The organism is Paraburkholderia strydomiana, assembly GCF_046030495.1.
Classification (GTDB): Bacteria; Pseudomonadota; Gammaproteobacteria; order Burkholderiales; family Burkholderiaceae; genus Paraburkholderia; species Paraburkholderia strydomiana_A.
In genome coordinates this window covers 86,382-110,767 of record NZ_JAQQCJ010000014.1, presented here as the reverse complement: position 1 = coordinate 110,767, position 24,386 = coordinate 86,382, and the positions used below count along the sequence as shown (strand labels likewise).

At 60.5% G+C, this 24,386-nt stretch carries 16 protein-coding genes and 5 pseudogenes; 5 read left to right on the top strand and 16 right to left on the bottom strand.

Annotation, left to right across the window (positions count from 1 at the left end; genetic code table 11):
• The first annotated feature begins 399 nt into the window (after positions 1-399).
• A complete protein-coding gene (locus PQQ53_RS19705; protein WP_408325479.1) occupies positions 400-1,953 on the top strand; it encodes a patatin-like phospholipase family protein in 1,554 nt (517 codons plus the stop codon).
• Between the two features lie 15 nt (positions 1,954-1,968).
• A pseudogene (locus PQQ53_RS19700) lies at positions 1,969-2,703 on the top strand (transporter substrate-binding domain-containing protein); the annotation flags it as partial.
• Between the two features lie 170 nt (positions 2,704-2,873).
• Here PQQ53_RS19700 and PQQ53_RS35095 read toward each other — a convergent pair.
• The 7 genes and pseudogenes from PQQ53_RS35095 to PQQ53_RS19670 all read right to left on the bottom strand — a co-directional run bounded on the left by PQQ53_RS35095 (position 2,874) and on the right by PQQ53_RS19670 (position 7,981).
• On the bottom strand, positions 2,874-3,137 hold the full coding sequence (locus PQQ53_RS35095) for a TnsB C-terminal domain-containing protein (protein WP_494477700.1): 264 nt from the start codon (positions 3,135-3,137) through the stop codon (positions 2,874-2,876).
• 134 nt (positions 3,138-3,271) lie between these two features.
• Positions 3,272-3,763, bottom strand: coding sequence for a hypothetical protein (locus PQQ53_RS19695; protein WP_408156155.1), 492 nt, complete (start codon positions 3,761-3,763; stop codon positions 3,272-3,274).
• A 14-nt stretch (positions 3,764-3,777) separates the two neighbouring features.
• Positions 3,778-5,118: pseudogene (gene tnpC / locus PQQ53_RS19690) on the bottom strand (IS66 family transposase).
• A 249-nt stretch (positions 5,119-5,367) separates the two neighbouring features.
• Positions 5,368-5,715, bottom strand: coding sequence for an IS66 family insertion sequence element accessory protein TnpB (tnpB, locus tag PQQ53_RS19685; protein ID WP_408325474.1), 348 nt, complete (start codon positions 5,713-5,715; stop codon positions 5,368-5,370).
• Positions 5,709-6,125 carry an IS66 family insertion sequence element accessory protein TnpA gene (gene tnpA, locus PQQ53_RS19680; RefSeq protein ID WP_408150721.1) on the bottom strand — a complete coding sequence of 139 codons (417 nt, stop codon included), beginning with the start codon at positions 6,123-6,125 and terminating at the stop codon, positions 5,709-5,711. The genes tnpB and tnpA overlap by 7 nt, the downstream gene beginning before the upstream one ends.
• A 24-nt stretch (positions 6,126-6,149) precedes the next feature.
• Positions 6,150-6,851 (bottom strand): HAD family hydrolase, encoded by a 702-nt coding sequence (locus PQQ53_RS19675; protein ID WP_408325472.1) that lies wholly within the window; start codon positions 6,849-6,851, stop codon positions 6,150-6,152.
• Entirely contained in the window at positions 6,836-7,981 is a 1,146-nt protein-coding gene (locus tag PQQ53_RS19670) for an HAD-IC family P-type ATPase (RefSeq protein ID WP_408325470.1), read from the bottom strand. Before PQQ53_RS19670 ends, PQQ53_RS19675 begins: the two co-directional genes overlap by 16 nt.
• A gap of 241 nt (positions 7,982-8,222) precedes the next feature.
• On the opposite strand from PQQ53_RS19670, the gene PQQ53_RS19665 reads away from it, so the two are divergent.
• Positions 8,223-9,281, top strand: coding sequence for an AI-2E family transporter (locus tag PQQ53_RS19665; RefSeq protein ID WP_408150725.1), 1,059 nt, complete (start codon positions 8,223-8,225; stop codon positions 9,279-9,281).
• Between the two features lie 229 nt (positions 9,282-9,510).
• Here the strand turns inward: PQQ53_RS19665 and PQQ53_RS19660 are convergent.
• Together PQQ53_RS19660 and PQQ53_RS19655 are read right to left on the bottom strand one after the other, a co-directional pair.
• A pseudogene (locus PQQ53_RS19660) lies at positions 9,511-9,801 on the bottom strand (universal stress protein); the annotation flags it as partial.
• Between the two features lie 146 nt (positions 9,802-9,947).
• Positions 9,948-10,245: pseudogene (locus PQQ53_RS19655) on the bottom strand (ATP-binding protein); the annotation flags it as partial.
• Positions 10,246-11,404: 1,159 nt separating this feature from the next.
• Here PQQ53_RS19655 and PQQ53_RS19650 point away from each other — a divergent pair.
• Positions 11,405-12,414: pseudogene (locus tag PQQ53_RS19650) on the top strand (tyrosine-type recombinase/integrase); the annotation flags it as partial.
• Positions 12,415-12,528: 114 nt separating this feature from the next.
• Here PQQ53_RS19650 and PQQ53_RS19645 read toward each other — a convergent pair.
• From PQQ53_RS19645 to PQQ53_RS19635, 3 genes are read right to left on the bottom strand one after another with little or no spacing between them, the layout of a single operon-like run.
• The gene (locus PQQ53_RS19645; RefSeq protein ID WP_408325468.1) at positions 12,529-13,335 is read right to left on the bottom strand and encodes a sulfite exporter TauE/SafE family protein; all 807 of its coding nucleotides are present in this window, start codon (positions 13,333-13,335) and stop codon (positions 12,529-12,531) included.
• A gap of 33 nt (positions 13,336-13,368) precedes the next feature.
• Complete coding sequence (locus PQQ53_RS19640) at positions 13,369-15,036, bottom strand: bifunctional protein tyrosine phosphatase family protein/NAD(P)/FAD-dependent oxidoreductase (protein ID WP_408150729.1); 1,668 nt, start codon at positions 15,034-15,036, stop codon at positions 13,369-13,371.
• 38 nt (positions 15,037-15,074) lie between these two features.
• Positions 15,075-15,974: an MBL fold metallo-hydrolase gene (locus tag PQQ53_RS19635; protein ID WP_408325465.1), complete on the bottom strand. Its 900-nt coding sequence runs from the start codon at positions 15,972-15,974 to the stop codon at positions 15,075-15,077.
• Positions 15,975-16,261: 287 nt separating this feature from the next.
• Between PQQ53_RS19635 and PQQ53_RS19630 the strand changes: the two genes are divergently transcribed.
• The gene (locus PQQ53_RS19630; protein WP_408150737.1) at positions 16,262-17,614 is read left to right on the top strand and encodes a sigma-54 interaction domain-containing protein; all 1,353 of its coding nucleotides are present in this window, start codon (positions 16,262-16,264) and stop codon (positions 17,612-17,614) included.
• Between the two features lie 427 nt (positions 17,615-18,041).
• Here the strand turns inward: PQQ53_RS19630 and PQQ53_RS19625 are convergent, their stop codons facing one another.
• From PQQ53_RS19625 to PQQ53_RS19610, 4 genes are all read right to left on the bottom strand, one after another.
• Positions 18,042-18,812 (bottom strand): DUF3047 domain-containing protein, encoded by a 771-nt coding sequence (locus PQQ53_RS19625; protein WP_408325462.1) that lies wholly within the window; start codon positions 18,810-18,812, stop codon positions 18,042-18,044.
• 1,071 nt (positions 18,813-19,883) lie between these two features.
• Positions 19,884-21,440, bottom strand: coding sequence for a methyl-accepting chemotaxis protein (locus tag PQQ53_RS19620; RefSeq protein ID WP_408325459.1), 1,557 nt, complete (start codon positions 21,438-21,440; stop codon positions 19,884-19,886).
• Between the two features lie 256 nt (positions 21,441-21,696).
• The gene (locus PQQ53_RS19615; protein WP_408325456.1) at positions 21,697-22,860 is read right to left on the bottom strand and encodes a mandelate racemase/muconate lactonizing enzyme family protein; all 1,164 of its coding nucleotides are present in this window, start codon (positions 22,858-22,860) and stop codon (positions 21,697-21,699) included.
• Between the two features lie 30 nt (positions 22,861-22,890).
• Positions 22,891-24,195 carry an MFS transporter gene (locus tag PQQ53_RS19610; RefSeq protein WP_408325453.1) on the bottom strand — a complete coding sequence of 435 codons (1,305 nt, stop codon included), beginning with the start codon at positions 24,193-24,195 and terminating at the stop codon, positions 22,891-22,893.
• Positions 24,196-24,386: the final 191 nt, after the last annotated feature.

Genomic DNA, 24,386 nt, shown 5'->3' with positions numbered 1-24,386 from the left:
CCTTCAGCGCACGTTAAGAATGATGTTCGTGCAGTGCGCAAGCGCGATGGCTGCAACCGCACTTGTCAGCAGCCGTCCTGAAGTGCGGTATTCATCGCGCCGAGTGCGAGCGGCGCCGACGCGAGTTACGCCGCTGAGGATGTCATCGTGGCGGAAGTACGTCCGATGACACAACAAAGACTGGACGGAACAATCGTCGCGAGTCCCGCCCGAGTCGCCCACGTCTGCGCGGTATGTCGGCCGGGCCGCCCCGTACGAATGAACGGGTTGACTCAAGTCAACGTCCACCGGTCCGTGCGGCGTCTAATGACTGATGACGTCGCCGCAGAGTCGTCTCGTGCAGATTCTGAATGGTACTTGCGCCAGTGTGTCTGTATGGATTGCTGAGGAGGTCCCTTGATGCGATTGCCAAACACGACATCGCTGGCGTTTTTACTGTTGCTCCTGTTCGGCGGCTGCGCGACCCGAGCAGTCAACCCACCGATTACCCACGTAGATCCGGCTGCAGGCTATCGGTTAGCGACGCGCCCGCAGTATTCGACGGACAACGAGAACCTCGTGATCCTTGCCTTTTCGGGTGGCGGCACACGCGCTGCGGCGTTCTCGTATGGCGTCCTCGAGTTCCTGCGCAATACTGAAGTCGTTGGACCGAGAGGCAACAGGGCGCGCCTGCTCGACAATGTCAGCATCATTTCTGGCGTGTCCGGTGGAAGCTTTACAGCGCTGGCCTACGGGCTCTACGGTGACAAACTGTTCGACGATTACGAGCAGAGCTTTCTAAAGCGCAATCTGCAGGGCGAAATCACGTGGCGCACGCTTAACCCAGCTCGCTGGCCGTCGCTCTGGTCGCGGAGCTGGGGCCGGTCTGAGCTGGCCGCCGACCTATACGACGAGATCCTGTTCAAAGGCGCGACGTTTGGCGACCTCAATCGCGGCAAAGGCCCGCTTATCATCGCGTCGGCCACGGACATTTCTACAGGTACCAGCGTGTCTTTTGCACAGGGCACCTTCGATGTGCTCTGCTCTGATCTGAGCGCGGTACGTCTTTCGCGTGCCGCGGCCGCATCGTCTGCGGTACCCGTGGTGCTGTCGCCTGTTACGCTAAACAATTATGGCGGCACTTGTGGCTACGAACCTCCTGCATGGATGCAGCCGTTTGTCGGTACTGGCAACCCGCCACGGCCTGCCGCACGCACCACTCGCCATATGACGGAACAGGCGACGTTCGAAGACAGCGCCAGCCGGCCATACATCCACCTCGTGGACGGCGGCATTTCAGACAATCTTGGGATGCGCAGCGTGCTGGATGCGCTGGAAATCATGGAAACGCTGTATTCAATCGATCAGCCCACGCCATTCGATCACATACACAGGATTGTCGTCTTCGTCGTCAATTCACTGTCCTCGCCCAAGACCCAATGGGACAAATCGGAATCCCCGCCGGGAACGGTCCCGATTCTGCTGAAAGCCGCAGGCGTTCCGATTGACCATTACTCATACGAAGCAACTGAACTGTTGAAGGACACCGAGGCCCATTGGGAATCCATGCGCCAGCTTCGGGCGTCGCCCGCATTTAACGGGAGTAAAGATACTCAGGTGGCCGCCGATTTGCGTACACCGGACGTTACAATCTACACCATCGACGTGTCGTTCAACCGGCTCACGGACAAGGCGGAACAGGACTATCTGAACGAACTGCCTACGTCGTTCTCACTCCCGCCCGAGGCCGTCGACCGCCTGCGGGCCGCTGCAACAACAATCATCAAGGCGTCGCCGGAGTTCCAGCGGCTGTTGCGGGACGTCGGAGCGAAAGTCGTCGCACAGCCGCCGCGCGGGGGCTTGGAAGCAGGGCCCCCCTACGAAATAACACGCGGAAGCAGCCGGACCGTTGCGACGATGCCCTGCAGGAAAGATGCCCAACAGGGCGAAGTAGTTGCCGGCAGACGAGGTTGAAGTAAAAAAAGAGGCATGTCAGTCATGATCAGCCGCTTGGCCTCGACGGTGTCGCTGGTGATGATGTTGATTTCCGGCGCATGGGCACAGCCTTTGGACCCGCCCGTGCGTGTCGTCACATTCGTTCTGCCACCGTTCGTGATGGAGCAAGGGGGGGCGCTGACCGGGTTCAGCATCGATCTCTGGAACGAAATCGCGGCAAGGGTGGGCGTCAAGACCAGCTATCAGATGACGCCCGACACCAAGGGCTTGTTCGATTCGTTGCGCTCGGGCAACGCTGATATCGCCGTGTCCGGTCTGTTCTACAGCAGGGAACGTGACCGGGAATTCGATTTCTCTTATCCGATCGTGGAGGTGGGCCTTCAGGTCATGGTGCGGGATACCGGGCAGACCGCGGCGGCGACCCCGTTACGGACCTTGCTGGCGTTGCTATTTTCGCGCACGAGCCTCACCTGGCTTGGCGTCGCGCTGGCGCTTATCGTAGCCTCTGCCCACTTGATGTGGATCTTCGAACGTGCGCAGAAGGACGACACCATTTCCGGACGAAAATATTATCCCGGCATCCTCCGTACGATGTACTGGGCCACCACGACCATGCTGACACAGGGAGACGAAAGTCCGCGTCCATGGCCCGGCCGGATGCTCGCAGTTCTCTGGATGTTTGTCGGCATGGTCTACGTGGTGTTCTACACTGCGCAGCTGACGACGACGCTGACCGTGCAGGAGATTCGAGGCGCCATCAATGGACCGGAAGATTTACCCGGCAAGCGGGTTGCCACGCTCCTCGGTGGCACTCCGCTTGCTTATCTCCAGGAACACAACGCAGTGGTGCAGGAGTTTTCGCAAACCAGCGACGAGTATCAAGCTTTGCTGGATGGGAAGGTGGACGCCATTGTCCAGGGCTCGGCAGGTCTGGACTACTATTCAGCCCACGAGGGAAAGGGCCTGGTGAAGATAGCCTGGCGAGCCTTGCGTCCTTTTGCGGACGATCCCATCGCTCCTGGCAACCCACGCACGCGCTCCATCAACGTCCGGTTCAACCGTTCAATATGGCCACCAAAATGAGGCTTACCGACTGGACGATACATGAGGTCAATGCCGTATTCACGACACCCGCTGCGGAGCGCCCTGCTCTTGAACTCAGCTGCGTTATCGAGATGCAGGACACGCGGAATGCCTCGCATGGGCCAGTCTGCGTAAGCGACTCGGCCCGACCGTTTTCGCGTTCGCGCGCGCGTCGGGCATGATGGTGATGGTGTGTCGGAGTCCGTGTAGATCAGTATCCGTCAGCGGAACCCGTATTGACGGTATCGCGCGGTTAGATGTCGACAATCTTTCGCAGCAAGGCGTACGAGACCCGCCAATGCCCTTCCGAATCATTAACAGCGATGGAGGCGGTTTTTGCGTTGAGCCTGACGATGATGCCGACTCGCTCGCTCAGATGTTTGTCGGTGAAACCAACGGTGTCGCCAACGAAGAATTCCTCACGTTGTGCTCGCGGTGGCGGCGACGGAGGCGCGTGAGTCGGACCGCGCGCAGTGTCAGGGATAACCGCCGCGTATAGTACCGACCAACACTGACGGCTCTGGTTGTCCTGAATCACCGCCTGGGTTTGCCGCAGCTCCACCACCGTTCCGTGCGAAGGTGGTGCGAGCGGATCGCCCCCGATATAGCTGACCTCCATTCCCAAGTGCAAGCGTTGACGTACTTCGAGAATACGACGCGGGTCGTCCAGCATTTTGCCGATGGCGAGATAGAGGCGATACAACTCGGCGCTGGGCGCCTGCCGAAGCGAGTCGAGAATGTCCATGAATGTGTAGGCGTTTAACGGGCGAGCGGCAACAGTTCGTGCACGCGATTGACAGGATACGACGGCAACTTCTCAAGTGTGTCCTTGAGCCATGCATAGGGTTCGAAGGCATTCAGTCGAGCCGTGCCGAGCAGCGAGTACATCGTGGCGGCGGCCCTGGCGCCACGCGGCGAGCCCGCGAATGTCCAGTTGGCTCTCCCCAGGGCGATAGGGCGAATTTGACGCTCGAGAGCATTGTTATCAGGCAGCAGGATACCGCTCTCGGTGTAACGAACGAGCGCCGGCCAATGACGTAACGCATAGCCGAACGCCTTTGCGAGCGGCGCCTGAGCTGGCAAACCGATGACGTTGCCTTCCAGCCATTGCCGGAACTGTGCGAGCACCGGCAGCGCCTCGGCTTGCCGCGCCGCATATTTGAGATCAGGTGTCTGGTCCCGGATCCGCGACTCGATCGCATACAGTCGGGCGATCCACTCCAGCGCCTGCGCCGCAAGTCCAGGTTTGCTCTGCGCCTTCGCGAATTCGAAGAAGCGTCGGCGGCAATGGGCCCAACATCCGACCTCGACGATGTCTCCGGTTTCGTAGAGTGCGCCATGTCCACTGTACGCGTCCGCCTGCAGGTAACCTTTGTACTTCTGCAGGTACCGCAGCGGATGCGAACCGGAGCGCGATTCCGCGAACTCGAACACGACCGCCGGCGGGTGGTCGACCCAGACACCGTTCTCCTCGCGTTGGCCGGCGCCAGGATAGCCTCATAATCGCGCGGTGCGCGTCGCCGTGCGACCCTTCTCGAGCAACGGCAGCGTCGTGTCATCTAGGTGCATGCGGGCGGCCTGCAACTGGTGAGCCCGAAGCGGCGGCAGCAGCACTTCGAGCAGTTCGGCTGCCGCCAGCTTCCATTCGCACAGCGTTGCTCGGGGCAGATGCACACCTCGTCGTGCATAGCGCATCTCCTGCCGGTTCAAAGGCAGGTGATCGACGTAGGTGTTGACCAGGATGTTAGCCAGCAGGCTCGCGCTCGCATTGCTCTTCGGCAGCGGCGAGGGCTGGGCACCCGCGGCCACGATGGTCGACTCACCATCCTTCTTCGCCGCGTACTTGAAACGGATATGTTCAATGACGGTGAGCCTCGACGGCTCGTAGTGCAGCGTCTCGCTGCGTTCCTCGCCGATACGCTCGAGCGAATCGAATGCGGCCTTCTGTTCGTCGCTCAGATCATATTCAACGCGCTTGCGTGGCAGATCCTTCGGCAGCGCTGGACGGCCCTTGCGGGTGTGGCCCGCGACCGGAATCTGCGCCTGCTCAGGAAGAGTGGGCAACTCCGTGGCGGCATCGAACAGTTCCGCCTGGCCCATCAGCCGCCCGGAACTGACGCCGAAGCGCGCGCGGTTCGCCTGGGCAATCCGGTGCTGCAGCGCTTCCAGCTGCTCCCACAGCACGCATGCCAGCCGGTTCTGTTCGAGCGCGAAGGCTTGCAGCGCGTCGGGCTCGACCGGCAATTCCGCGACAGTGATGGCGGTGGGCGGCATGGCTATCATGACGCCCAACTCGCGCTACGTTTACAAGCTCGGGGGAGCGTTGTATCTGCGCAGGCGACAGCGCGTTCAGCTCACGCGCGTCACCGCGACGGCGCGATGCGGCTCGCGTGCCGGGATCTCAATACCTTCGAGCCAGGCGTTGAGTTCGGCGAGCGTGAAGCCGCGTTGCGCGAGCGCCAACGGGGATGGAAAGCGGCCCCGTTCAAGGCGCTTGTACCAGAGCGCGAAACCGGTGCGATCCCAGTATAGGCATTTGACTTTCGAGCGGTCCCGGCCGACGAACACGAACAGATTGCCCGAGACAGGGTTCTGGGCAAGCAGTGGCTCGACCAGATACGACAGGCCGTCGATGGATTTGCGCATGTCGACCGGCTCACGGCAGATATACGCACGAACACCGGCTGCGATCAGCACCGGCTACCTCCGAGCTGTCCGAGCACGAAACGCACGATGCGCTCGGCATGAGCACCGGTCAGCTCGATGCGAACACCGGCGAGCGACAACGTCACCCGATCACGCGAAGATGACAAAGCGTCCGCCGTCGACGGTGGCGCAGGAGTGGCTGGTGCGGTGTCCGGATGGGAAACGATAAATGCCGCGTCGGGGGTGACCGCGAGCGGGTGCGCGCCTGCTCGTGCCTCGCCAGAGAGCTTCTTGCGCCACAGGCCGAAGGTACTGACGGCGAGCCCCTGCTCACGACAGAAACGTCGAAGGCCCAGTCCGCTTGTGGTCCATGCCATGACCATCTCGCGCCAGAATGCTTCGCCTTGCCGGGGGCGTCGGGTGCCCGTCGGTACAGCCGTCTCTCCCGTAGCGTCGTCCATCGCCGTGCTCCGTTGTTACGATGGCTACCCCTTCGCACCGGGCTTGCGTGCGTTCAAGACGGGATGCGCTGACGGATACACCTGCGCGACCAGAGCTTCATGCGTGAGGCGACTGAGTTCGCGGCCGGTCAACACGGTGTCCTCGGGGACGAGGATGCCGAGTTCGCGAGCGATAGCGCACGCGGTTACGGGATGATCCCCCGTAACCATTACGGGAGTGATTCCTGCGGATTTGCAGGCCTTAACCGCCTGCCGGACGTCGGGCCGCGGGGGATCACGCATGCCAGCCAGGCCAAGCAGAGTGAGACCGCATTCGACTTCTTCGATATTGTGACCGGCAGGCAGGCTGTCCCACTTCCGGCTCGCAACGGCGAGTACACGAAGACCACTCTCCGCCATCGCCTCAGCAGCCGCCAGCACCCGTTCGTGGTCCACGGCGACTATACCGTGATCCAAGAGGCATGCGCTGCAACGTTCAACGACTGTCTCCGGTGCGCCCTTCGTGTAGGCAATGAATCCCGTTCCGTTGCGGTGAATCGTCGTCATCCGCTTGCGATCGGAGTCAAACGGGAACTCCAGTGAACGCGGGTCCGTGACTTCGAGCGCGCTCTTGTCGAAGCCAGCGTCATCGGCCGCTCTCCACAACGCAACCTCGGTCGGATCGCCAGCGACCTCCCCGCCCGCAGCACGGCTAACGTTGTTGCATAACGTCAATGCCTCCAGCAAGCATCTCGTAGCGGCCTTTTTGTATCGAACGATGCGATTGGAAACCGCACGCCATCAGCGTAGAGTTCAGTTGTGCGCATCTCGTTCAAGGTCAATGTGCCGGTCTTGTCGGTGCAGATCCAGCTCACGGATCCCAGGGTTTCGACCGCAGGCAAACGTCGCACCAGGGCGTTGTGTCGTGCCATATTGCGCGCACCAAGGGCAAGCATCGCGGTCACCACTGCGGGTAAAGCTTCAGGGATAGCGGCGACAGCAAGACTCAGGCTCGTGAGAAGCATGAGCAGCACTGGCTCGCCACGCAGCACACCCGTCGCAAAGATGATCGCGCAGATCACAAGAATCATCGTAGCCAGTCGGCGCCCAAACTCTGCAAGACGCTTTTGCAGCGGCGTCTGGACTGCAGGTGCCGTTTCGAGCACCCCGGCAATCTTGCCGAGTTCGGTGGCCATGCCGGTAGCAACGGCAATCCCTCGTGCTCGACCGTAGGTGACAACAGTGCCCTTGAAAGCCATGTTTGTCCGGTCGGCGAGTTGTAGCGAAGCGTCGTCAAGCGACGCGGTGCCCTTCTCTACCGGCACCGACTCCCCAGTGAGAACCGCTTCGGCGATCTTCAGCCCGGACGCCTCGGCAAGACGAAGATCGACGGGAACGGTAGAACCGGTATCCAGCAAAACGACGTCGCCCTGCACAATGCCCGATGCCGGGGCCGTTTGACATTCGCCTTCGCGAATGACTGTCGCCTGCAGCCTGGCGAGTTGTGCGAGCGACGCCATCACGCGCTCGGCGCGATAGTCCTGGATGAAGCCGACTGTGGCGTTAAGCAATACGATCGAGATGATCACGAGCGCGTCCGCGGCCTCGCCGATCAGGCCCGACACGAGAGCCGCAGCCAACAGAGCGACGATCATGAAGTCCTTGAACTGACAGATCAGCATGTCAAGGACGCTCCGGCGCCGCTGCTCACGAATTTCGTTCGGCCCGTCTCTGGCGAGGCGCCGGTCCGCCTCTGCCAGTGTCAGACCATAATCGCTATCGGTGCCCGGTTGCATGGCGACGGTCGCGACCTGCATTGCGTGCCATTTGTCGAAACCTTCTGCCTCAGGGCTAATCGTGCGCGTCGGAGTCAACATGGACCGATCCTTCTGTGAGAGTCGACGAACGTCGCAGGGAAGATGTACGCGGCAAGTGCCAGTATCGGTGAAGGTAAGACTCGCTGATTGACCTTTGTCAACCAGTCACGTGCGGGTAGGGGCGAATCATATGGTCTCCTGCCTCGCATCTGGAGCATTGTTTCGGCCTGCGATCACTGCCCAGATACAGAAAGACCGAATCCACCAACGGGAGCGTTCAATGCCATCGGGAAAGCATGTCGTGCTAGCACTGCTTCTGGCTGGTCTGGTAGCTTTGGGGTTCCTGGTTCTGCGCCCTTTTCTAGTTCCGGTCGCGTGGGCGCTGATTATTTCGTATGTCACCTGGCCCGCCTACAGCCGTTTGCGACGCTTGCTCCGCGAAAGCGCGGGGACTAGCGCGCTGCTGATGACCCTTCTCCTGACGTGTGCGTGCATACTGCCAGTCCTCTGGCTGATGAAGCCGTTGACGGAAGATCTAAGGGACGCCAGCCGGGCTATCGTCGCCTACTTCTCCGATCGTCCTCGCGACTTACCCGATTTTCTGGCGCGCATCCCCTGGATCGGGTCCTCGTTGCAGGCGTTTCTCGATCATGTGGAGATTGATCCCCCTGCCATTCGCTCCCATCTCTCAGGATGGGCGAATCGCTGGACAAGCGAAATCGGTGACATCCTCGGAAGTGCGGCCCGAAACGCCACAAAGCTGGGGTTTGCTCTCGTGACGCTGTTTTTTGCGTACCGCGATGGAGAAAGTCTCCTGAATCAGATACGGCAGGCTTTGCGGCCTTTCCTCGGTGAGCGCCTTGACGACTATCTCACCGCGATCGGCAGCATGACCCGATCCGTCGTCTACGGCATTGTGCTGACAGCGATCGCGCAGGCAGTCTTGGCGGGGCTGGGTTACTGGGCCGCAGGCGTAGCTGCGCCCGTCACTCTGGCAGGGATCACTGCTCTCGTAGCATTGATTCCTTTTGGCACGCCATTGGTATGGGTACCGGTGGCAGTCGGACTTCTATTTGCAGGCCGCACGGTGGCCGGAGTCGGATTATTGCTATGGGGAATGCTGGTCATAAGCTGGGTAGACAATCTGATAAGGCCGTTTGTCATTAGCAGCAGCGCACGCATTCCATTTCTGCTCGTCATGTTTGGGGTGCTTGGGGGACTCGCCGCATTCGGTCTGATCGGGTTGTTCCTTGGGCCCGCGATACTGGCTGTTCTGATGGCGCTGTGGCGCGAATGGCAGACAGAGGCGGCACGGCAACAGCTGCGGCAACCGGTTCAACGCAATGACACCCCCAAGTAATGGATTGCCGGTGGTCGGGCACGAGTTTATCGAATCGGAACATGCGTACAATCATTTCACCCAATGTTGCGCCACGACCGAAGCCTGCTTCATGCTTGGATTGGGCGGACGAGCAACACCGGTACATGGGTGATACGCAGTACGCGGCTCGCCACGCTACCCAGCAGCAGCGCGAGAGACCACGTCGACCGTGTGTGCCCACCACGACCAGATCGGCATTCCAATGATCGGCTTCCCTCACGATGGCGTGGGGTACATCGTCGCCGGTCCTTTCCGTGTTGATCATCGCGGATTCCACCTCGATTCGTAATCCGGCAAGCAACTCCGCTGCCGCCGCAAGCGCTGCGTTGCTCTCTTTGACAAGTGCATCTTGAAACAAAGGAAGCGGCACGAAATCGCTCATCGACACCGCCTGATCAAGAATGTTTACGATGCGCAAGGATGTCTGTTTCGTGGCGAGTTTTAAACCGTATTGAAGGGCATGCTGCGATGGAGCGCTACCGTCGACGGCGAAGAGCATTCGCTTGGGACCGCCGCAGACATCTCTTTCATAGGAAGCTGGAACAACCAGAATGGCACATGGGCACATTCGCGCGAGACGCTCAGAGACTGTTCCTTCCAGCCAACGTAGTAGCCGACGGTGCTGTCGGGTGCCAACGACGAGGCGTCCGGACAATACCCCGGAGCATCCCTGAGTTCGCTATCCTTGAGCACGATCTCGACGGCCCGCGCAAACGATTCCATAGGTATTTCGAGACGGCCAGGCAGGGTCGCCTTGTGGTGCGCGGCCTCGAAGGCATTCCAGAGTAGAGTCAGTATCGCTGACAAGTCGATAACCTGCATCGAACGCCTGTGGCAGGTAAGACCTCGTGAAGCTCCACTGCGTGCCCTCCGGATAGGCTGTCTGGTCGTACCCGTTCAGACACGTGGCGACATTTTCGGCATTGCGGATGCCATGGAAGGCACGGAAGCCGTATAGCCGCCCATCGGCATGCAGCGAGAGCGCCCTGTTGAGAAGCCGGTAGAACTGTCTGCGGTTGACTCCAGTTGCGGCCTCAATACTTCCGACAGGCTCATCTGTGGCATAACGCTCAATGGCGTCGATATGCCTCTGGACGCGACTGCGCCCGGCGGCGTCGAGCTTTGTCCATGCGATTGTGGGCCACGAGGTGAGATCCAGCGTCTGAAATTCGGTTCCGCGGCAGCTCATAATGGGGCCTGTATTGCAACGAAGCGCGTCAGAAACGACAGGCTTTCAGTGTGTAACTCTAGCGCCTGGATGCGACCGCGATGCAGCAGTTCGAAAACGGCCGGCCGGACGAGTGATGGATCGCCCGTGGAGAATTCACGCTCTATGGTAATCAGCGATTGGGGCGACGCGACAAGCCGCTCGTGCGCTGGTGCGCATGGCAGCGATTCTCGCTGAACATTTGGTATCACGCTGTGGTGACCAAGGGGCGCGCAATGCCAGCAATATCAGAATGCCGGGTGATGCCACCTCGCGGAGCACCCTCAAGAAGGGACTCTCGCAACACCTTGGCGGGAATCTGCAGCCTGCGTCGTAGGCACCTTAGATCCCAAACATCGCGCATCGGCTCCAGGCCCTCGTACCGGTCTATGTCAACCTTCATCAACTGGATCAGGGTGTGCGCACAGCCGATCCGTCGCGGGTGTTGTTTCCGATAGTAGTGCCAGGCATTCATGGATGTCATGACGTTGTCCAGAAATCTACGACGCAGCGTTGCCGGTCGACTGCCATGAGGCCAGGCCGCTCACAGAATGCCTTTGCAACAGGATCCGCTTCGAGCATCAGCCATGCTTCGAAAGCGCTGCGCCTTTATAGCGTCAGATGTCGCCCCAGTTTCGGACTGAACACGCCATAACGGTGCGCGCCGCGAGGGCGAGTCAGCGTGAGCGGCTCGAAACTTCGCGGAACGCCGACCATGCGGGCCTCCTGCCTGAGGATTTCATGGTCTAGGACGAACGTGAGTTGACGAAATTAATGCGCACTGATGCGAATTGACAACTTTTCTTCGCTGCGGGACGAAGTAAATGCGTCAACTCGGAGGCTCACGCCCCGTCCCAGCGGGCAGTGGCTAGTGACAATATTACTTCGCTCTACGGTCGCCGACAAAAAGACCACCTTCGAGAATTACCGCAAGGAAGCTGAACGGCTGCTGCTATGGGCGATCGTGCAGCTGGGCAAACCGCTGTCGTTGCTCACGCACGAAGACCTGCAACTGTTCCGGCAATTCCTGCAGGACCCGCAGCCGCGCCCACACTGGGTCGCGGAAGGCGGCCGCAAATTCCCGCGCCATGATCCGCGCTGGCGTCCCTTCTACGGCGCGCTCGCCGCAAGCAGCCAGCGTCAGGCGATGGTGATAATCAACGCGCTGTTTGCTTGGCTGGTCGAAGCAGGCTATCTGGCTGGCAATCCGCTGTCGCTGTCCCGGCAGCGCACCCGCCGCACGAAGCCGCGCATCACGCGCTATCTCGACCGCGAGCTATGGCAGGAAGTGAAGCTCCATATCGACACCCACGCGAGCGCGAGCGTTACCTGCGCGCACGGTGGCTGTTCACGCTCTTCTATCTCGGCGGTCTGCGTATCTCCGAGGTCAGCGGCAACACGATGGGATGCTTCTTCTGCCGGCGCGATGCCGATGGCCATGAGCGCTGGTGGCTCGAAGTGATGGGCAAAGGCGACAAGGAAGGGCTCGTGCCAGTCTCCGCGGAAATGATGGTCGAACTCGGGCGCTAGCGGCTCGAGTGCGGCCTGTCCGCCCTGCCGTCAAGGCACGAAGACACGCCACTCGTGCTGCCGCTGGGCAAATCGATGAAGCCGCTCACACGCGCCGCACTGCACACAATCGTCAAGGGCATCTTTGCCGGCGCGGCCGAAGGGCTCCGGTTGCGTGGCGACGGGTTCAAGGGACAGGCCGATCTGCTCGATCACGCGTCCGCACACTGGTTGCGCCACACCGCAGGCTCCCACATGGCCGACGGCGGCACCGATCTGCGGACAGTTCGCGACAACCTGCGTCACGCGTCGCTGACGAGCACCAACCCCTACCTTCACACACCCGACGAAGAGCGCCACCGGGAGACCGAAGAAAAGCACCGGAGCGACTGGTGAAGTCTCGCCCGGACCGTTAGTGACGGGACGCGGCGATCCGGAAATGGGTAGCGACCACGCTTATTTTGTAGCGCAACGGTTACCAAAGTGGTATGCGATGGACGGGCACGATGGTCAATTACCCAGTGCAGCTTTTGCCATCAGCCCGAGCGCCACGCAGATCAACACGCCTGCGAACCCTACCTGTACGTGCTGCGCAGAGAGACGGTGCGAGGCCAACCGCCCGGCCACCATGCCGGCCGCTGTCGTCAGGCTGAACAACAGTGTCAGGTCGAGCGGCAGCGGCGCGCCGTGCAGGACCGTCGCAACGATACCGCCGACGCCGACCAGCGCAATCACCATCAGCGATGTAGCGACGATGCCATGCATCGAGACGTTGGTCACTTTGCGCAGCATGGGCACGATGATGAAGCCGCCGCCCACGCCGAGGAACCCGGTCATCAATCCGGTCAGCGCGCCGGTTGCCGCGAGTGCGACCCCGGTGGTCCACGACCAGATCAGCCGTCCGGTGGCAGGGTTGATATGGCCGACGCAAAACCGTGACTCCGCGTGGTCCGGACGCCCGCGCCGCGAAGCCTGCGACAGCAGCCTCCCCGCCACCACCAGCATGACGGCGGCAAACAGCGCAATTAACACGCGTTGCGGTAATGCGTGCGCGAGGCGCACGCCGACCGAGGTCAGCGGCACACCCGCTGCGGCCATGAACAGCGCAGCTCGGTAGCGGACGAGCCGCCGCCGGAATGCTTCGAGCGCACCGATCGCAGCGCTGCCTGCCACGGCAACCAGCGCAACCGGCGTCGCCTGCTGCATCGGCCAGCCCATGCCGGCCACCAGTGCCGGAACTGCGAGGATGCCGCCACCAGCGCCGGTCAGGCCGAGCACCGCCCCAACGATGGCGCCGAGGATAAGTGAAGTTAGCATGAGGAATCCGATAGGTTGTGAGCCACCGCTGCGTTAGCCCACGAGTTCAGGCTGCGCCATCCACTCGCGCCCCTTGAGCATCCCCTGCCAGTAAAGCGGCGGCAGGATGCGCTCCTTCAGCAACCACGCGAGTCGCGACGGGCGCTTGCCGTCGATCAGCCAGGTCGGCAGCGTCGGCGCGACCTTGCCGCCATAGAGGAATTCCGCGAGCACGATCTTGCCGCGTTCGACGGTCAGCGGGCATGATCCATAACCGTCGTATGCTGCCTCGCCCGGGACCTTCCCGAGGGCGGCAAGCACGTTGTGGGCGACAACGGGTGCCTGCTTGCGCGCGGCGGCGGCGGTTTTCGCATTTGGCGGGTTCGCGGCATCGCCGAGCGCGAAGACGTTTGAGAAGGTCTTGTGGCGCAGCGTCGCCTGGTCGACGTCGACCCAGCCAGCCTTATCGGCCAGCGGACTGACGCGGATGAAGTCCGGTGCCTTCTGTGGCGGCACCACGTGGATCATGTCAAACTCACTGGTCACCGATTCCACGCTGCCGTTCTCGAGTGTGCGCCTGAAAGTCGCGCGCCTGGCCGGCCCGTCTATCGCACTCAGGTTGAAACCGAAGTTCAGCGCGATGTCGTAACGCCTGACGTACTCCATCAATGCCGGGACATAGTCGGCCACGCCGAACAACACAGCCCCGGCATTGAAGAACTGGACATCTATCTGCTCGAGCCGGCCTGAACGCCGCCAGTGATCCGAGGACAGATACATCGCCTTTTGCGGCGCCCCGGCGCATTTGATCGGCATCGGCGGCTGGGTGAACAGCGCGCGGCCACCTCTGAGCTCGCGCACGAGCTGCCAGGTATAGGGAGCAAGGTCGTAGCGATAGTTGGACGTCACGCCGTTCTGGCCAAGAGTTTCCGGCAACCCGTCGATAGCATGCCAGTCCAGCTTCAGTCCCGGACAAACGATGAGCTGCCTGTAGCTCACCACCCGGCATCCTTCGAGAACAACCGAATTCTTTTCCGGCTCAAACGCAGCCACCGCGGCCTTGATCCAGTGCACCTTGCGCGGGAGCACGGCGGCCATCTCGCGGGCGGTGGTCTCGGGATCGAACACACCGGCTCCGACCATGGTCCAACCTGGCTGGTAATAGTGGACGTCGGCCGGGTCGATGATGGCGATGTCGAGGTTGCGGTCGCGCGCGAGCAGGCTCGCGGCTGCCGCCACGCCGGCGGCGCCTGCGCCGATGATCACAATGTCGTGACTGGCCACGGCGACTTCGACGGGCACCTTGCCGCCGTTGGCGATACGCCGCGCCAGCGCGGACAGATCATAGCCTGCTGCATTGGCAGCGGCGACGATGTCCGGCAACGCCCGGCGGGGCGCTTCGGACAGCGCCCACAGCGTCGCGGCGCGCATCCCGGTGCGGCAATAGGCGAGCACCGGCTTCGGCAGTGCCTGCATCAGTTCGCCGAACTGCGCAGCCTCGTCATCGCCGACCTTCCCGGACTCGATTGGCAGGTAGCGGGTCTCGATACCCTGTTCACGGGCCGCCGCCTCGATCTCGCTAAAGTTGGGCTGGTCGGAACCTTCGCCGTCGGGGCGATTGCAGACGACGGCGCGAAAGCCAGCGTCCGCGATCGCATGCAGGTCGGATGCGGCAATCTGTTGTGATACCGCCAGTTCAGCCGTCAGTTTCTTGATGTCCATCGACTTCTCCAGTCGCTTCTGCTAACCAGGTGCAACGCTCAGATTGCGTTGAGGGGAATCTTTAAATACGGCACGCCGTTATCTTCCGGATCGGGCATATGTCCGGCGCGCATGTTGACCTGCACCGACGGCAGCATCAGCACCGGCATGTCGAGCGTCGCGTCGCGTGCCGTGCGCATCGCAACGAAGGATTCCTCACTGATACCTTTACGTACATGGACGTTGTGTTCGCGTTCTTCGGCTACCGTGCTGACAAACTGTAAAGGCCGGCCGCCGAGCTGATAGTCGTGGCACATGTACAGCTTCGTGTCCGCCGGCAGGCTCAACACCTTGTTGATTGACCGGTAGAGCGTACGGGCGTCGCCGCCGGGAAAGTCACAACGCGCGGTGCCGTAGTCGGGCGCGAACAGCGTGTCCCCAACAAAAGCCGCGGTCTGCGCCCCATCGCTGACCACATAGGTCATGCAAGCCGGCGTATGGCCCGGGGTATGGATGGCGCAGGCCTGCAACGCTCCGACTGCGAATCCTTCCCCATCGGCGAGCAGGTGATCGAACTGGCTGCCATCGTGTGCAAATCGCGCGCCGACGTTGAAGAGCCTGCCGAACACGTCCTGCACGCGCGTCACATGCGCGCCGATCGCGATTTTTCCGCCGAGCCTTTCCTTGAGGTAAGGCGCGGCAGACAGATGGTCGGCGTGCACGTGAGTTTCGAGAAGCCACTGCACCTTCGCGCCCAGCTCGTGAACGCGAGCGACAAGCTTGTCGGCTGACGTCGTGCAGGTACGGCCTGCCTTCGGGTCGTAGTCGAGAACGCTATCGATCAGTGCACAGTCGCCCGTGCGGACATCGAGCAAAAGGTAACTAATCGTCGAGGTACCGGGGTCGAAGAAACCTTCGACCTGCATGGGGCTCGTGGTATTCAACATCATCTCCTCCATCAAACGGTTCTTCCAATGCGCCAGGATCGACCCTTTGATACAAGAACCGGGCCATCACGCGCCCATTTGATATTGAGTCACATATGACGTTGATTTTTAACAATATTTTTAATCTGCCATGCTGGGCAGCAGATTCGCAGACGGACCACCGGGACCGAATACTGCCACTTCTGGCAGTCCGGTGGCAGTGGTGGCAGTAGTCGCAGTGCAGCGGTATAGTGAGGTTTCCTGGAGTCGCTGCCGTGAAATCCCCCAAGTCATTTATCCCCATTACGCCCCTCGTCACGATGCCGGACGAGTCACCTCAGGCGCCGGATGTCGACGCCCTCGTGTCTTATCTGGAGCACGACGTTCAACCGATGATCGTCCTCGATCCCCGGTATCGCATCCTTGCAGCCAACACCGCCTATCAACGTCAGTTCGGCGTTGCTAACCAGCCTCACGTTGGTCGCAAGTGCTACCAGGTCTCTCACCATTACGACGTACCTTGCGACCAGGCGGGTGAGCACTGTCCGATGAAGCGGGCATTTGAACTGCGCGGCCCCGACCGTGTGCTCCACATTCATCACACGCCTCGCGGACCTGAGCATGTCGATGTCGAGTTGCGGCCGATATTCAATGCGCAGCGGGAGGTCGTAGCTTACGTCGAGCGACTCTCCACTGTGCGCAGCGCGTCCGCCAAGCCGAGCGCGGAAGGTCTGGTCGGCCGCTCGATCGCGTTTAACGACGCAATCTCGGCATTGCATCGCGTAGCGCCCTCGATGCTGCCGGTCCTGCTGCTTGGCGAATCTGGAACCGGTAAGGAACTGTTCGCGCGCGCCCTACACGAGGCAAGCGAGCGCGCGCGACACCCTTTTGTCGTCGTCGACTGCTCGGGTATCACGGAGACCTTATTCGAAAGCGAACTCTTCGGCTATGAAAAGGGCGCATTCACGGGCGCAGCCGCGCGCAAACCCGGTCTGGTCGAAACCGCGCAAGGCGGAACGCTGTTTCTCGACGAAATCGGCGATGTGCCGCTGTCGATGCAGGTCAAGCTGCTCCGTCTGCTCGAATCAGGCACATTCCGCCGGGTCGGCGGAATCGAGACCTTGCGCGCCGATTTCCGGCTGGTGGCGGCGACGCACAAACCCATGCGTGACATGATCGGCGATGGCCGATTCCGCCAGGATCTCTACTACCGCATCAGCGCATTTCCGATTCATTTGCCGGCGGTGCGCGAGCGCCCCGACGACATCGCGCTACTCGTCGACTCGATACTGCAGCGTATTGGTAGAGCCCGAGGCGCGGCAGGCAGCACGTCAGGCCGTAAGTTCAGCGTGACGCCGGACGCTCTCGCGAGGCTCCATGCCTATTCCTGGCCCGGCAATATCCGGGAACTGCGCAACGTGCTCGACCGGGCGTGCCTGCTGGCCGACGACGGGGTGATCCGGGTCGAACATCTGCCGGATCACATGATGGAGAGGGAGTCGGCGAATCGGAGGAACAATTCGGGCTCAGCCTCGCTTTCGTCGCGCGGCGAGCTTACCGATCGTGAGCTTGCGCGGTTCGCACAGGAGTTCTCAGGGACCCGCGGCGCGCTTGCTCAACACCTTGGGATGAGCGAACGCACGCTGTATCGTCGACTAAAGACGCGAAGGTGACTGGGCGGGCGGCAAGTCGGGTCTCGATAGACGGTGGCAGCGGGGCAGGAAATGCCGGCGCCAACAATGACGTAACGATCATCGCGCTGCACCTCGGATATCCGAAAGAACGTCGGCGATCGCGTGCGAGCACATTTCCGATGCATGCTGGGCATCCCATCAGCCAGGATCCTCGATTTACGGGACACGGTCGCGCCGAAGTGACAAGCCTCGAACGCAAGATATTGCGGTGGATGTCTTATGTCGCCGCCGAACCGGCCAGCGGGCGGCGACATGACTGGCCGAGACTACCCGGTCGCCCTCGATGAGCAATGCCGTCGCAAAGCTGTCGTTGCCACAGGGAGAATGCTTGCGTACAGCGCAAGCATTGAAAGAGAGCCACTCGCATCGTACTGACGGACTCAGTTCGTTCGCCGCCATTGCGTTATCAAGGCCCGGGCAGGAACTCGACGTCTCCGTACCAGGCGCGCGTCGTAGTAGCGGTATTGTCGGTGTCGGTCAACAGCCCGTAGCCGTTGATTCGTCCTGGCGGTTCGTGAAAGACCCGTTCGTAGTCTTGCACGATATTGCGGCGCAGGCTTTGCCACTGACCCGCGTCGCCGGGCAGACCGGAGACCACGATCATCTGTACGCGATCGGTGTGAGGGTTGGCTATGACAGTGCCTGACGCCGCGGTGGTCGACCAGATATACATAAGCGTGGCATAAGGCAGCTCTTCGCCGCCCAGGCGCTTCGCCAGATCCAGCTTGGCCCGGTCGAAAAACGATAGCTTGCTTTTGTCGCCGTCGAACAAGAACACCGGTCGCGTCGGCGCGTCTTCCTTTGATCCGACGCGGTTGTCGGCCCCCTCGATCGGTCCTTCTGCTTTCCAGCGCCACGCCACGACAGGTGTGCGGGCGAGGTCGATGTTGCCATTGTGCATCAGCGCAGACGCAGAGCGGTTCGCATCCGCCTGCAGGACGGCAGTCTGGCCTTCGTGAACGAGCGTGTATTGCGTCACGGGCTTGCCGTGTACGACCGGCAGGTTCTTCCAGCCTAATGGCAGTGGTGCGCCGCGCTCCATCGTGGAAAAGACAATCCCCGGCTTTTGGTCCTGAGCGCGGAGGGCTAGCGGCAACAGAAGGACCGCAATGCACAGGGCGCTGCAGACTGGTCGGGCTGTTTGTTTTCGCGCGCGATGGATCGAGGGAAAATACATGGCTGGTCGTATTGATCGTTTGGCTAGCAACCATTGTAGTCGGCTCGGCCGACGGCATTTTAGCGGGATCTCTTACACCGATGCTTACATGCTGTGAAGCGGAACCACGGGGCCGTCAATCTGACGCATAAGAGCCGCCACTGCCTACACGCGGCACCGCTACATTGATTACTTTTCGTTAGTTATACGTAATAATACGGTTGACGAGATGCGTAAGCAAAACCCATCGTCATCTCGATATAGCGGCACGGTCTATCCGGAGAGTGTCGCCGGCTGATCTCCTCGCAGCTGCGCGGGTGTGCATCGACAAGTCGCAGCGCATACTGTCGTGCATTGTGGCGAACAGGAACCTTGTTTCACCGTCTTTGCAGCGCGCGATCGAGCGCTTGCTGGTTCGTCCCCGGACGTTGCTTCAGATCGAGCGTGGGGACGCGGTTCTCGTCCGCACAGTCGGTGGGTCAGTATTCCGTGGAAATCAACACCCGGTGGGGCGATGCGAGTGGCTGTCCTTCATGTCCTTTGCCGATTATGGGCTTCGCGATCATTCGCTCGCTCGTCCGCCCGGGTAAGCCCCATTATCTGGTTTCTGTTCGTCAGGTCGTGACTGTGCCACGCGCTTCCTTCAGATCCCGCCTCACGACGAGGCCCTTGCGTTTCGCCAGTCCTTCACCACCACCAGGTTGCACAGGCGACTCGCACCCCAAGCTGTCGCGCGCATGCCCGGCAAAAAAAAAACCGCAGACGCGGCCCGAAAGTCGTAAAAGCTAGGGAAATCTGACTTGTGCCCCGAGGCTACTTTGCGGCACAAGGGCCGACAGTGAACGATGGTTCCGACGGTCGCCTTGTCTCCGCATTCTCCGACGCCATTGCATTGCCCAATAACATCGTGTCAATGCAGGGATTCTTTCGCGGTCGCATCCACCAGAGTACGATGCCGACCACGATGCTCGCGGCAATAATCCTCCTGACGTCCCGGATCGAGTAACTGGCGAGGAAGTTAAGCCGTGCAACGTTCCCACTCCACCTCGCAGCGATGCGTCTGTAAAAGTCCCTCAATGGAACGGATCCGCGTCACGCGTTGACGACTTTGAACACCGATACCGCGGCCTGTAGCTGTCCCGTCTGATCCGCCAACGAATTGGTCGCCGCCGTCGCCTGCTCCACCAGTGCTGCGTTTTGCTGCGTGACCTCGTCCATCTGATCGATCGCCAGGCGCACCTGTTCAATGCCCGCGCTCTGTTCGCTGGAAGCAGCCGATATTTCGGTGATCACAGCTGTCACCCGGCGGATTGCGTCAACGACTTCAGCCATGGAATGGGCCGCACGGTCTGCCGTGCTCGAGCCGCTCAAAGCCGTGCCCGCAGACGCGTCGATGATGGTGCGCGTCTCTTTGGCAGCGGCTGCGCAGCGCTGTGCAAGCATACGTACTTCACTTGCCACAACCGCGAAACCGCGTCCTTGTTCACCTGCGCGGGCCGCTTCCACCGCCGCATTCAAAGCCAGAATGTTGGTCTGGAATGCAATGCTTTCGATCGTGCCGACTATGTCGACAACATGCTTCGATTGCTCGCCTATTGTATGCATGCTCGCGACGAGGTCGGCCACAAAGTCACTACTGCGGTCCGTGAGTTCGGATGCATTTTGCGCCAGCAAGCTTGCCTCATGCGCATGTCCCGCATTCTGTTTCACCGTGGCTGTCAGTTGTTCCATGCTGGACGCGGTTTCCTCCAGCGAGGCTGCTTGTTCCTCGGTACGCGCCGATAGGTTGTTATTGCCGATTGCCAGCTCACGCGAAGCGACATCGATTGCGTTCGCGCTCTGCCGCACCAGTCCCACCGCCGTTGAGAGGCTCTGCTGCATTCGATTCATACCCGCGAGCAGACTACCGTCGTGAATAAGCGAACCGCCCACGCGAACCGACAGGTCGCCCGCGGCGATTTGCTCGACAATTCCTGCCGCATAAGCCGGTTCACCTCCAAGGCTACGCTTGATGTTGCGGATAATCACCAGCATCACTGTGGAAACAACCCCACCAATGCACGCGAGTATCAAAAGATAACCGACCAGGTTTGCCTCGAACGCAGCGTCGATATCCGACAGAAACACCCCCGATCCAACGTACCAGCCCCACGGCTGATAAACGCCTGCATAGCTTACTTTTGGAACCCGTTCGCCCGTATTGGGCGCCACGCCGAAATAGTCGACGTAACCGCCGCCAGCGGCCGCGGCCTTGGCTAACTCGAGGTAATACTTCTTGCCGTTAGGATCAGCGCGCTCGCCAACGTTTTGACCAATTAGCGACTTGACCGATGCATTACCGATTGCCAACACGACCGGGCGGGAATCAAACACGAATAGATAGCCATCCTTTCCAAATCTGATCGATCCCAGTTCCGCGAGTGCTGCGCTTTGCGCCTGTTCACGTGACATGGTGTGATCGGTGACCTTCGCTCCGTAGGCCTTCACAACACTGAGCGCGCTTTCAACGACATTTCGAACACCGGTCTGGCGCTCTTCCATCATCGACCGCCGGCTTTGCAGCGCTGCCCAGCCGCCAAGCACGAACAGCCCAATCCACATGATGATCAATGCAGTCCACAGTTTTCCACCAATTCCCAGCCGCCCCATCGCCTATTCCCCCGTAAGTTTTTCCCGCTCGTGTACTAACGGCCATCTAAAGGAAAAACTTAATCTCTATTCTTGCCCGTCATTGCCTTGAACCGAAAGAACTAGACGTGCTGCGCCGGCTATGTGGATGTGACGGGCGAACGCGTGCAGCGACACCTAACGTGCCGCATTCCTGTTGTTGCCTTAACCACGCGCTTGCATCTCGCAACGGGGCGCTGTTCGTCGATAAACGCGCCCCGTCGGAATAAATCCCGCCTTATTGGTCGACAATGAACCCGTCGAAATGCGGCCGCATGGAGACAGGTTTGGACAGCGGTGGCCGAATGCGCTGAGCGTCGGGCAACAGCGCCATGCCGAGACCCGGACCCGTGGGAATATCGACAAAACCATCCTTTGGCAACGGCACCTTGTCGACAATGTTCGTTCCCAAATGCTCTGGACGCGATTCGAAGATCCCCGCTTCGAACCCGGTCGCGTATTCCTGAATTGCAAAGTTCGGAATGGCTGCATCGAGTTGAAGGCAGGCGGCCAGGCCAATTGGCGACAACGGATTATGCGGTACCACCTGGACATGATGCGCTTCAGCCATTGCGGCCACTTTGCGTGCGCCGGTGATGCCGCCGCACAGACACAGATCCACGCGCGCGTATTCCATGCCACCACGAGCCATCAACGCCTGAAATTCGTAAATAGTTGAGAAGCGCTCACCCGTTGCGATTGGAATGTGGATCTTTTCGGCCACGCGCGCCATTGCGTCCGGGCCTTCCGGGCGAATTGGATCTTCGATGAACATCGGATGCGTGTCTTCAATGCCGCGTGCAAACACGATCGCCTCGGCCGGCGTCAACCGCCGATGCAACTCGATCAGAAGATCCACACGATCGCCTACCACTTCGCGCATGCGGTGCACGTTATCGATAGCGTCGCGCATCTTCTTGATATGTGTCTTGAAATATACCTGGTCGTTGCCTTCGTCCAGGAACGGGTTCAGGTGACCGAATGCAGTGAAACCCGCTTCCATTTTCGCCTTGCACTCCACGAGTATCTTCTCGATACTGCTCTCGTAGATGTGCCCGTAGATACGCGCTTTTGTACGGACCGGCCCACCCAGCAACTCGTAGATCGGCGCGTTCAGCGCGCGGCCCTTAATGTCCCACAAGGCGATGTCAATGGCCGAAATGGCCGCGTTGATCGCAAGCCCCTGGAAGTAGCTAAAGCGATGCATCACGTTCCAGTGATGCTCAATTTCAAACGCGTTTTTGCCGACAAGGTATTCGCCGAAACGCCGAATTGCCGCGCCGGATGCTTCAATATGGCCCCAGGCGCCGGCCTCACCGTATCCTGTGATGCCTTCGTCTGTGTCCACACGGACAAACATGAACTGACCGACGTGCAGCGGTTCCACCCTGGTGATTTTCATTGATACTCCTGACTGATAAAGCAAATGGTTCTAATGCGTGGCCTGAATGCTTCTCGCGCGAGGCAATACATCTTCAGCGCCGACGGGATCGTCATCGAGAGGCCGGCCGCGCGTCTCGGGTCCCATGAAGACCGAGAACGCCGTGATCACGCCGAGTCCGACTACATACCAGGCTACGTATCGTGGCGACCCATGCCCGGCCGCGAGCAGTGCGACTGCGATCATCGGCGCAATGCCGCCCGAGATAGGCGAGGTCACTTCGCGTGCGAGCGAAAAGCCGGTGTAGCGCACTCGCGACGGGAACATTTCGGCGAACCACGGACTTTGAGCCGAGGTCATCATTGTCTTCGCGATGGACGAGACGAGGAACAATCCCGCGTAGATCCAGACCAGCTCGCCGGTCTGGAGCATGCTGAAGAACGGAAAAATGGATAGGCCCGAGATCAGCGCGCCGCCCATGTAAACAGGTTTGCGGCCGACCCTGTCCGACACCCAGCCGAACAACGGTACGGTGACGAACTGCAGCGCCGTACTGACCATGAGCGCGGTCACGATCACGTCACGCGCCATGTGCAGCTGCTGCGTGAAGTAGACGATCACGAACGACTCGTAAATGTAGGCGAGCGAGTTGTCGCCCAGACGCGCGCCCCAAGCGCACAGCATGGGCCTCAGCGATGTTTTGAAGACTTCGGTGACGGGCGCTTTGATGGTCGTGTTTTTCTTCTGCATCTGCAGGAACACGGGCGTCTCTTTGAGCGAGCTGCGCAGTATGAGGCCTAAGGCCACCACCACGGCGCTCAGCAGGAATGGAATGCGCCATCCCCACGCTTCGAATGCGTCCTTGGAAATACTCGAGGAAAGGTGAAACGTCGCAAGCGACATGAGCAGCCCGAGCGCGACGCCGATATACGGCATCGACCCATATAACCCGCGGCGCCTGGGCGGCGCATTTTCTATCACCATGAGCACGGCGCCCGCATATTCGGCGCCGGAGCCCAACCCCTGCAGCGCCCGCAGCACGCAGAGCAACAGCGGCGCCCATGCGCCGATCATGGCGTAGGTGGGCAACAATCCCATTAGCGTGGTGGAGCCGCCCATAAGGAGCAGCGTCATTACCAGCACCTTCTTGCGTCCAAGGCGATCCCCCATCCGCCCGAAAAGCAAGCTGCCCGCGGGCCGGACGAAAAAGCCGATCGCAAAGCTCGCATAGGCTAGCAACGTGCCCGTGAGGTGATCGTAGGAGGGAAAGAAAAGTCTGTTGAAAAGCGTCGCTGCGGCGGTCGCGTAGAGATAGTAGTCGTACCACTCCATGGCGGTGCCGACTATAGCACTCAATATTGCGTTTCGGATGGCGCGGCTGACTTCGGACGTTTGATGGACTGCACTTTGCAAAGGTCACCTCTGTTCTAATTATTGGATGGGCCGCAAGCGCCTGCGCATCGGCTACCACCCCTTTGATAAGGACCACGAACTGGTCTTCTCTCGCAGTCGTCAACGCCGATGTTTTTGCTAAAACATCGCGCTAT

Bases quoted from the DNA above. Each gene is read 5' to 3' on its own strand.
- PQQ53_RS19705 (WP_408325479.1), top strand. From the start codon at position 400: ATGCGATTGCCAAACACGACATCGCTGGCGTTTTTACTGTTGCTCCTG.
- PQQ53_RS35095 (WP_494477700.1), bottom strand. From the start codon at position 3,137: ATGCGAGGCATTCCGCGTGTCCTGCATCTCGATAACGCAGCTGAGTTC.
- PQQ53_RS19695 (WP_408156155.1), bottom strand. From the start codon at position 3,763: ATGGACATTCTCGACTCGCTTCGGCAGGCGCCCAGCGCCGAGTTGTAT.
- tnpA (WP_408150721.1), bottom strand. From the start codon at position 6,125: ATGGACGACGCTACGGGAGAGACGGCTGTACCGACGGGCACCCGACGC.
- PQQ53_RS19670 (WP_408325470.1), bottom strand. From the start codon at position 7,981: ATGTTGACTCCGACGCGCACGATTAGCCCTGAGGCAGAAGGTTTCGAC.
- PQQ53_RS19645 (WP_408325468.1), bottom strand. From the start codon at position 13,335: ATGCTAACTTCACTTATCCTCGGCGCCATCGTTGGGGCGGTGCTCGGC.
- PQQ53_RS19640 (WP_408150729.1), bottom strand. From the start codon at position 15,036: ATGGACATCAAGAAACTGACGGCTGAACTGGCGGTATCACAACAGATT.
- PQQ53_RS19635 (WP_408325465.1), bottom strand. From the start codon at position 15,974: ATGGAGGAGATGATGTTGAATACCACGAGCCCCATGCAGGTCGAAGGT.
- PQQ53_RS19630 (WP_408150737.1), top strand. From the start codon at position 16,262: ATGCCGGACGAGTCACCTCAGGCGCCGGATGTCGACGCCCTCGTGTCT.
- PQQ53_RS19625 (WP_408325462.1), bottom strand. From the start codon at position 18,812: ATGTATTTTCCCTCGATCCATCGCGCGCGAAAACAAACAGCCCGACCA.
- PQQ53_RS19620 (WP_408325459.1), bottom strand. From the start codon at position 21,440: ATGGGGCGGCTGGGAATTGGTGGAAAACTGTGGACTGCATTGATCATC.
- PQQ53_RS19615 (WP_408325456.1), bottom strand. From the start codon at position 22,860: ATGAAAATCACCAGGGTGGAACCGCTGCACGTCGGTCAGTTCATGTTT.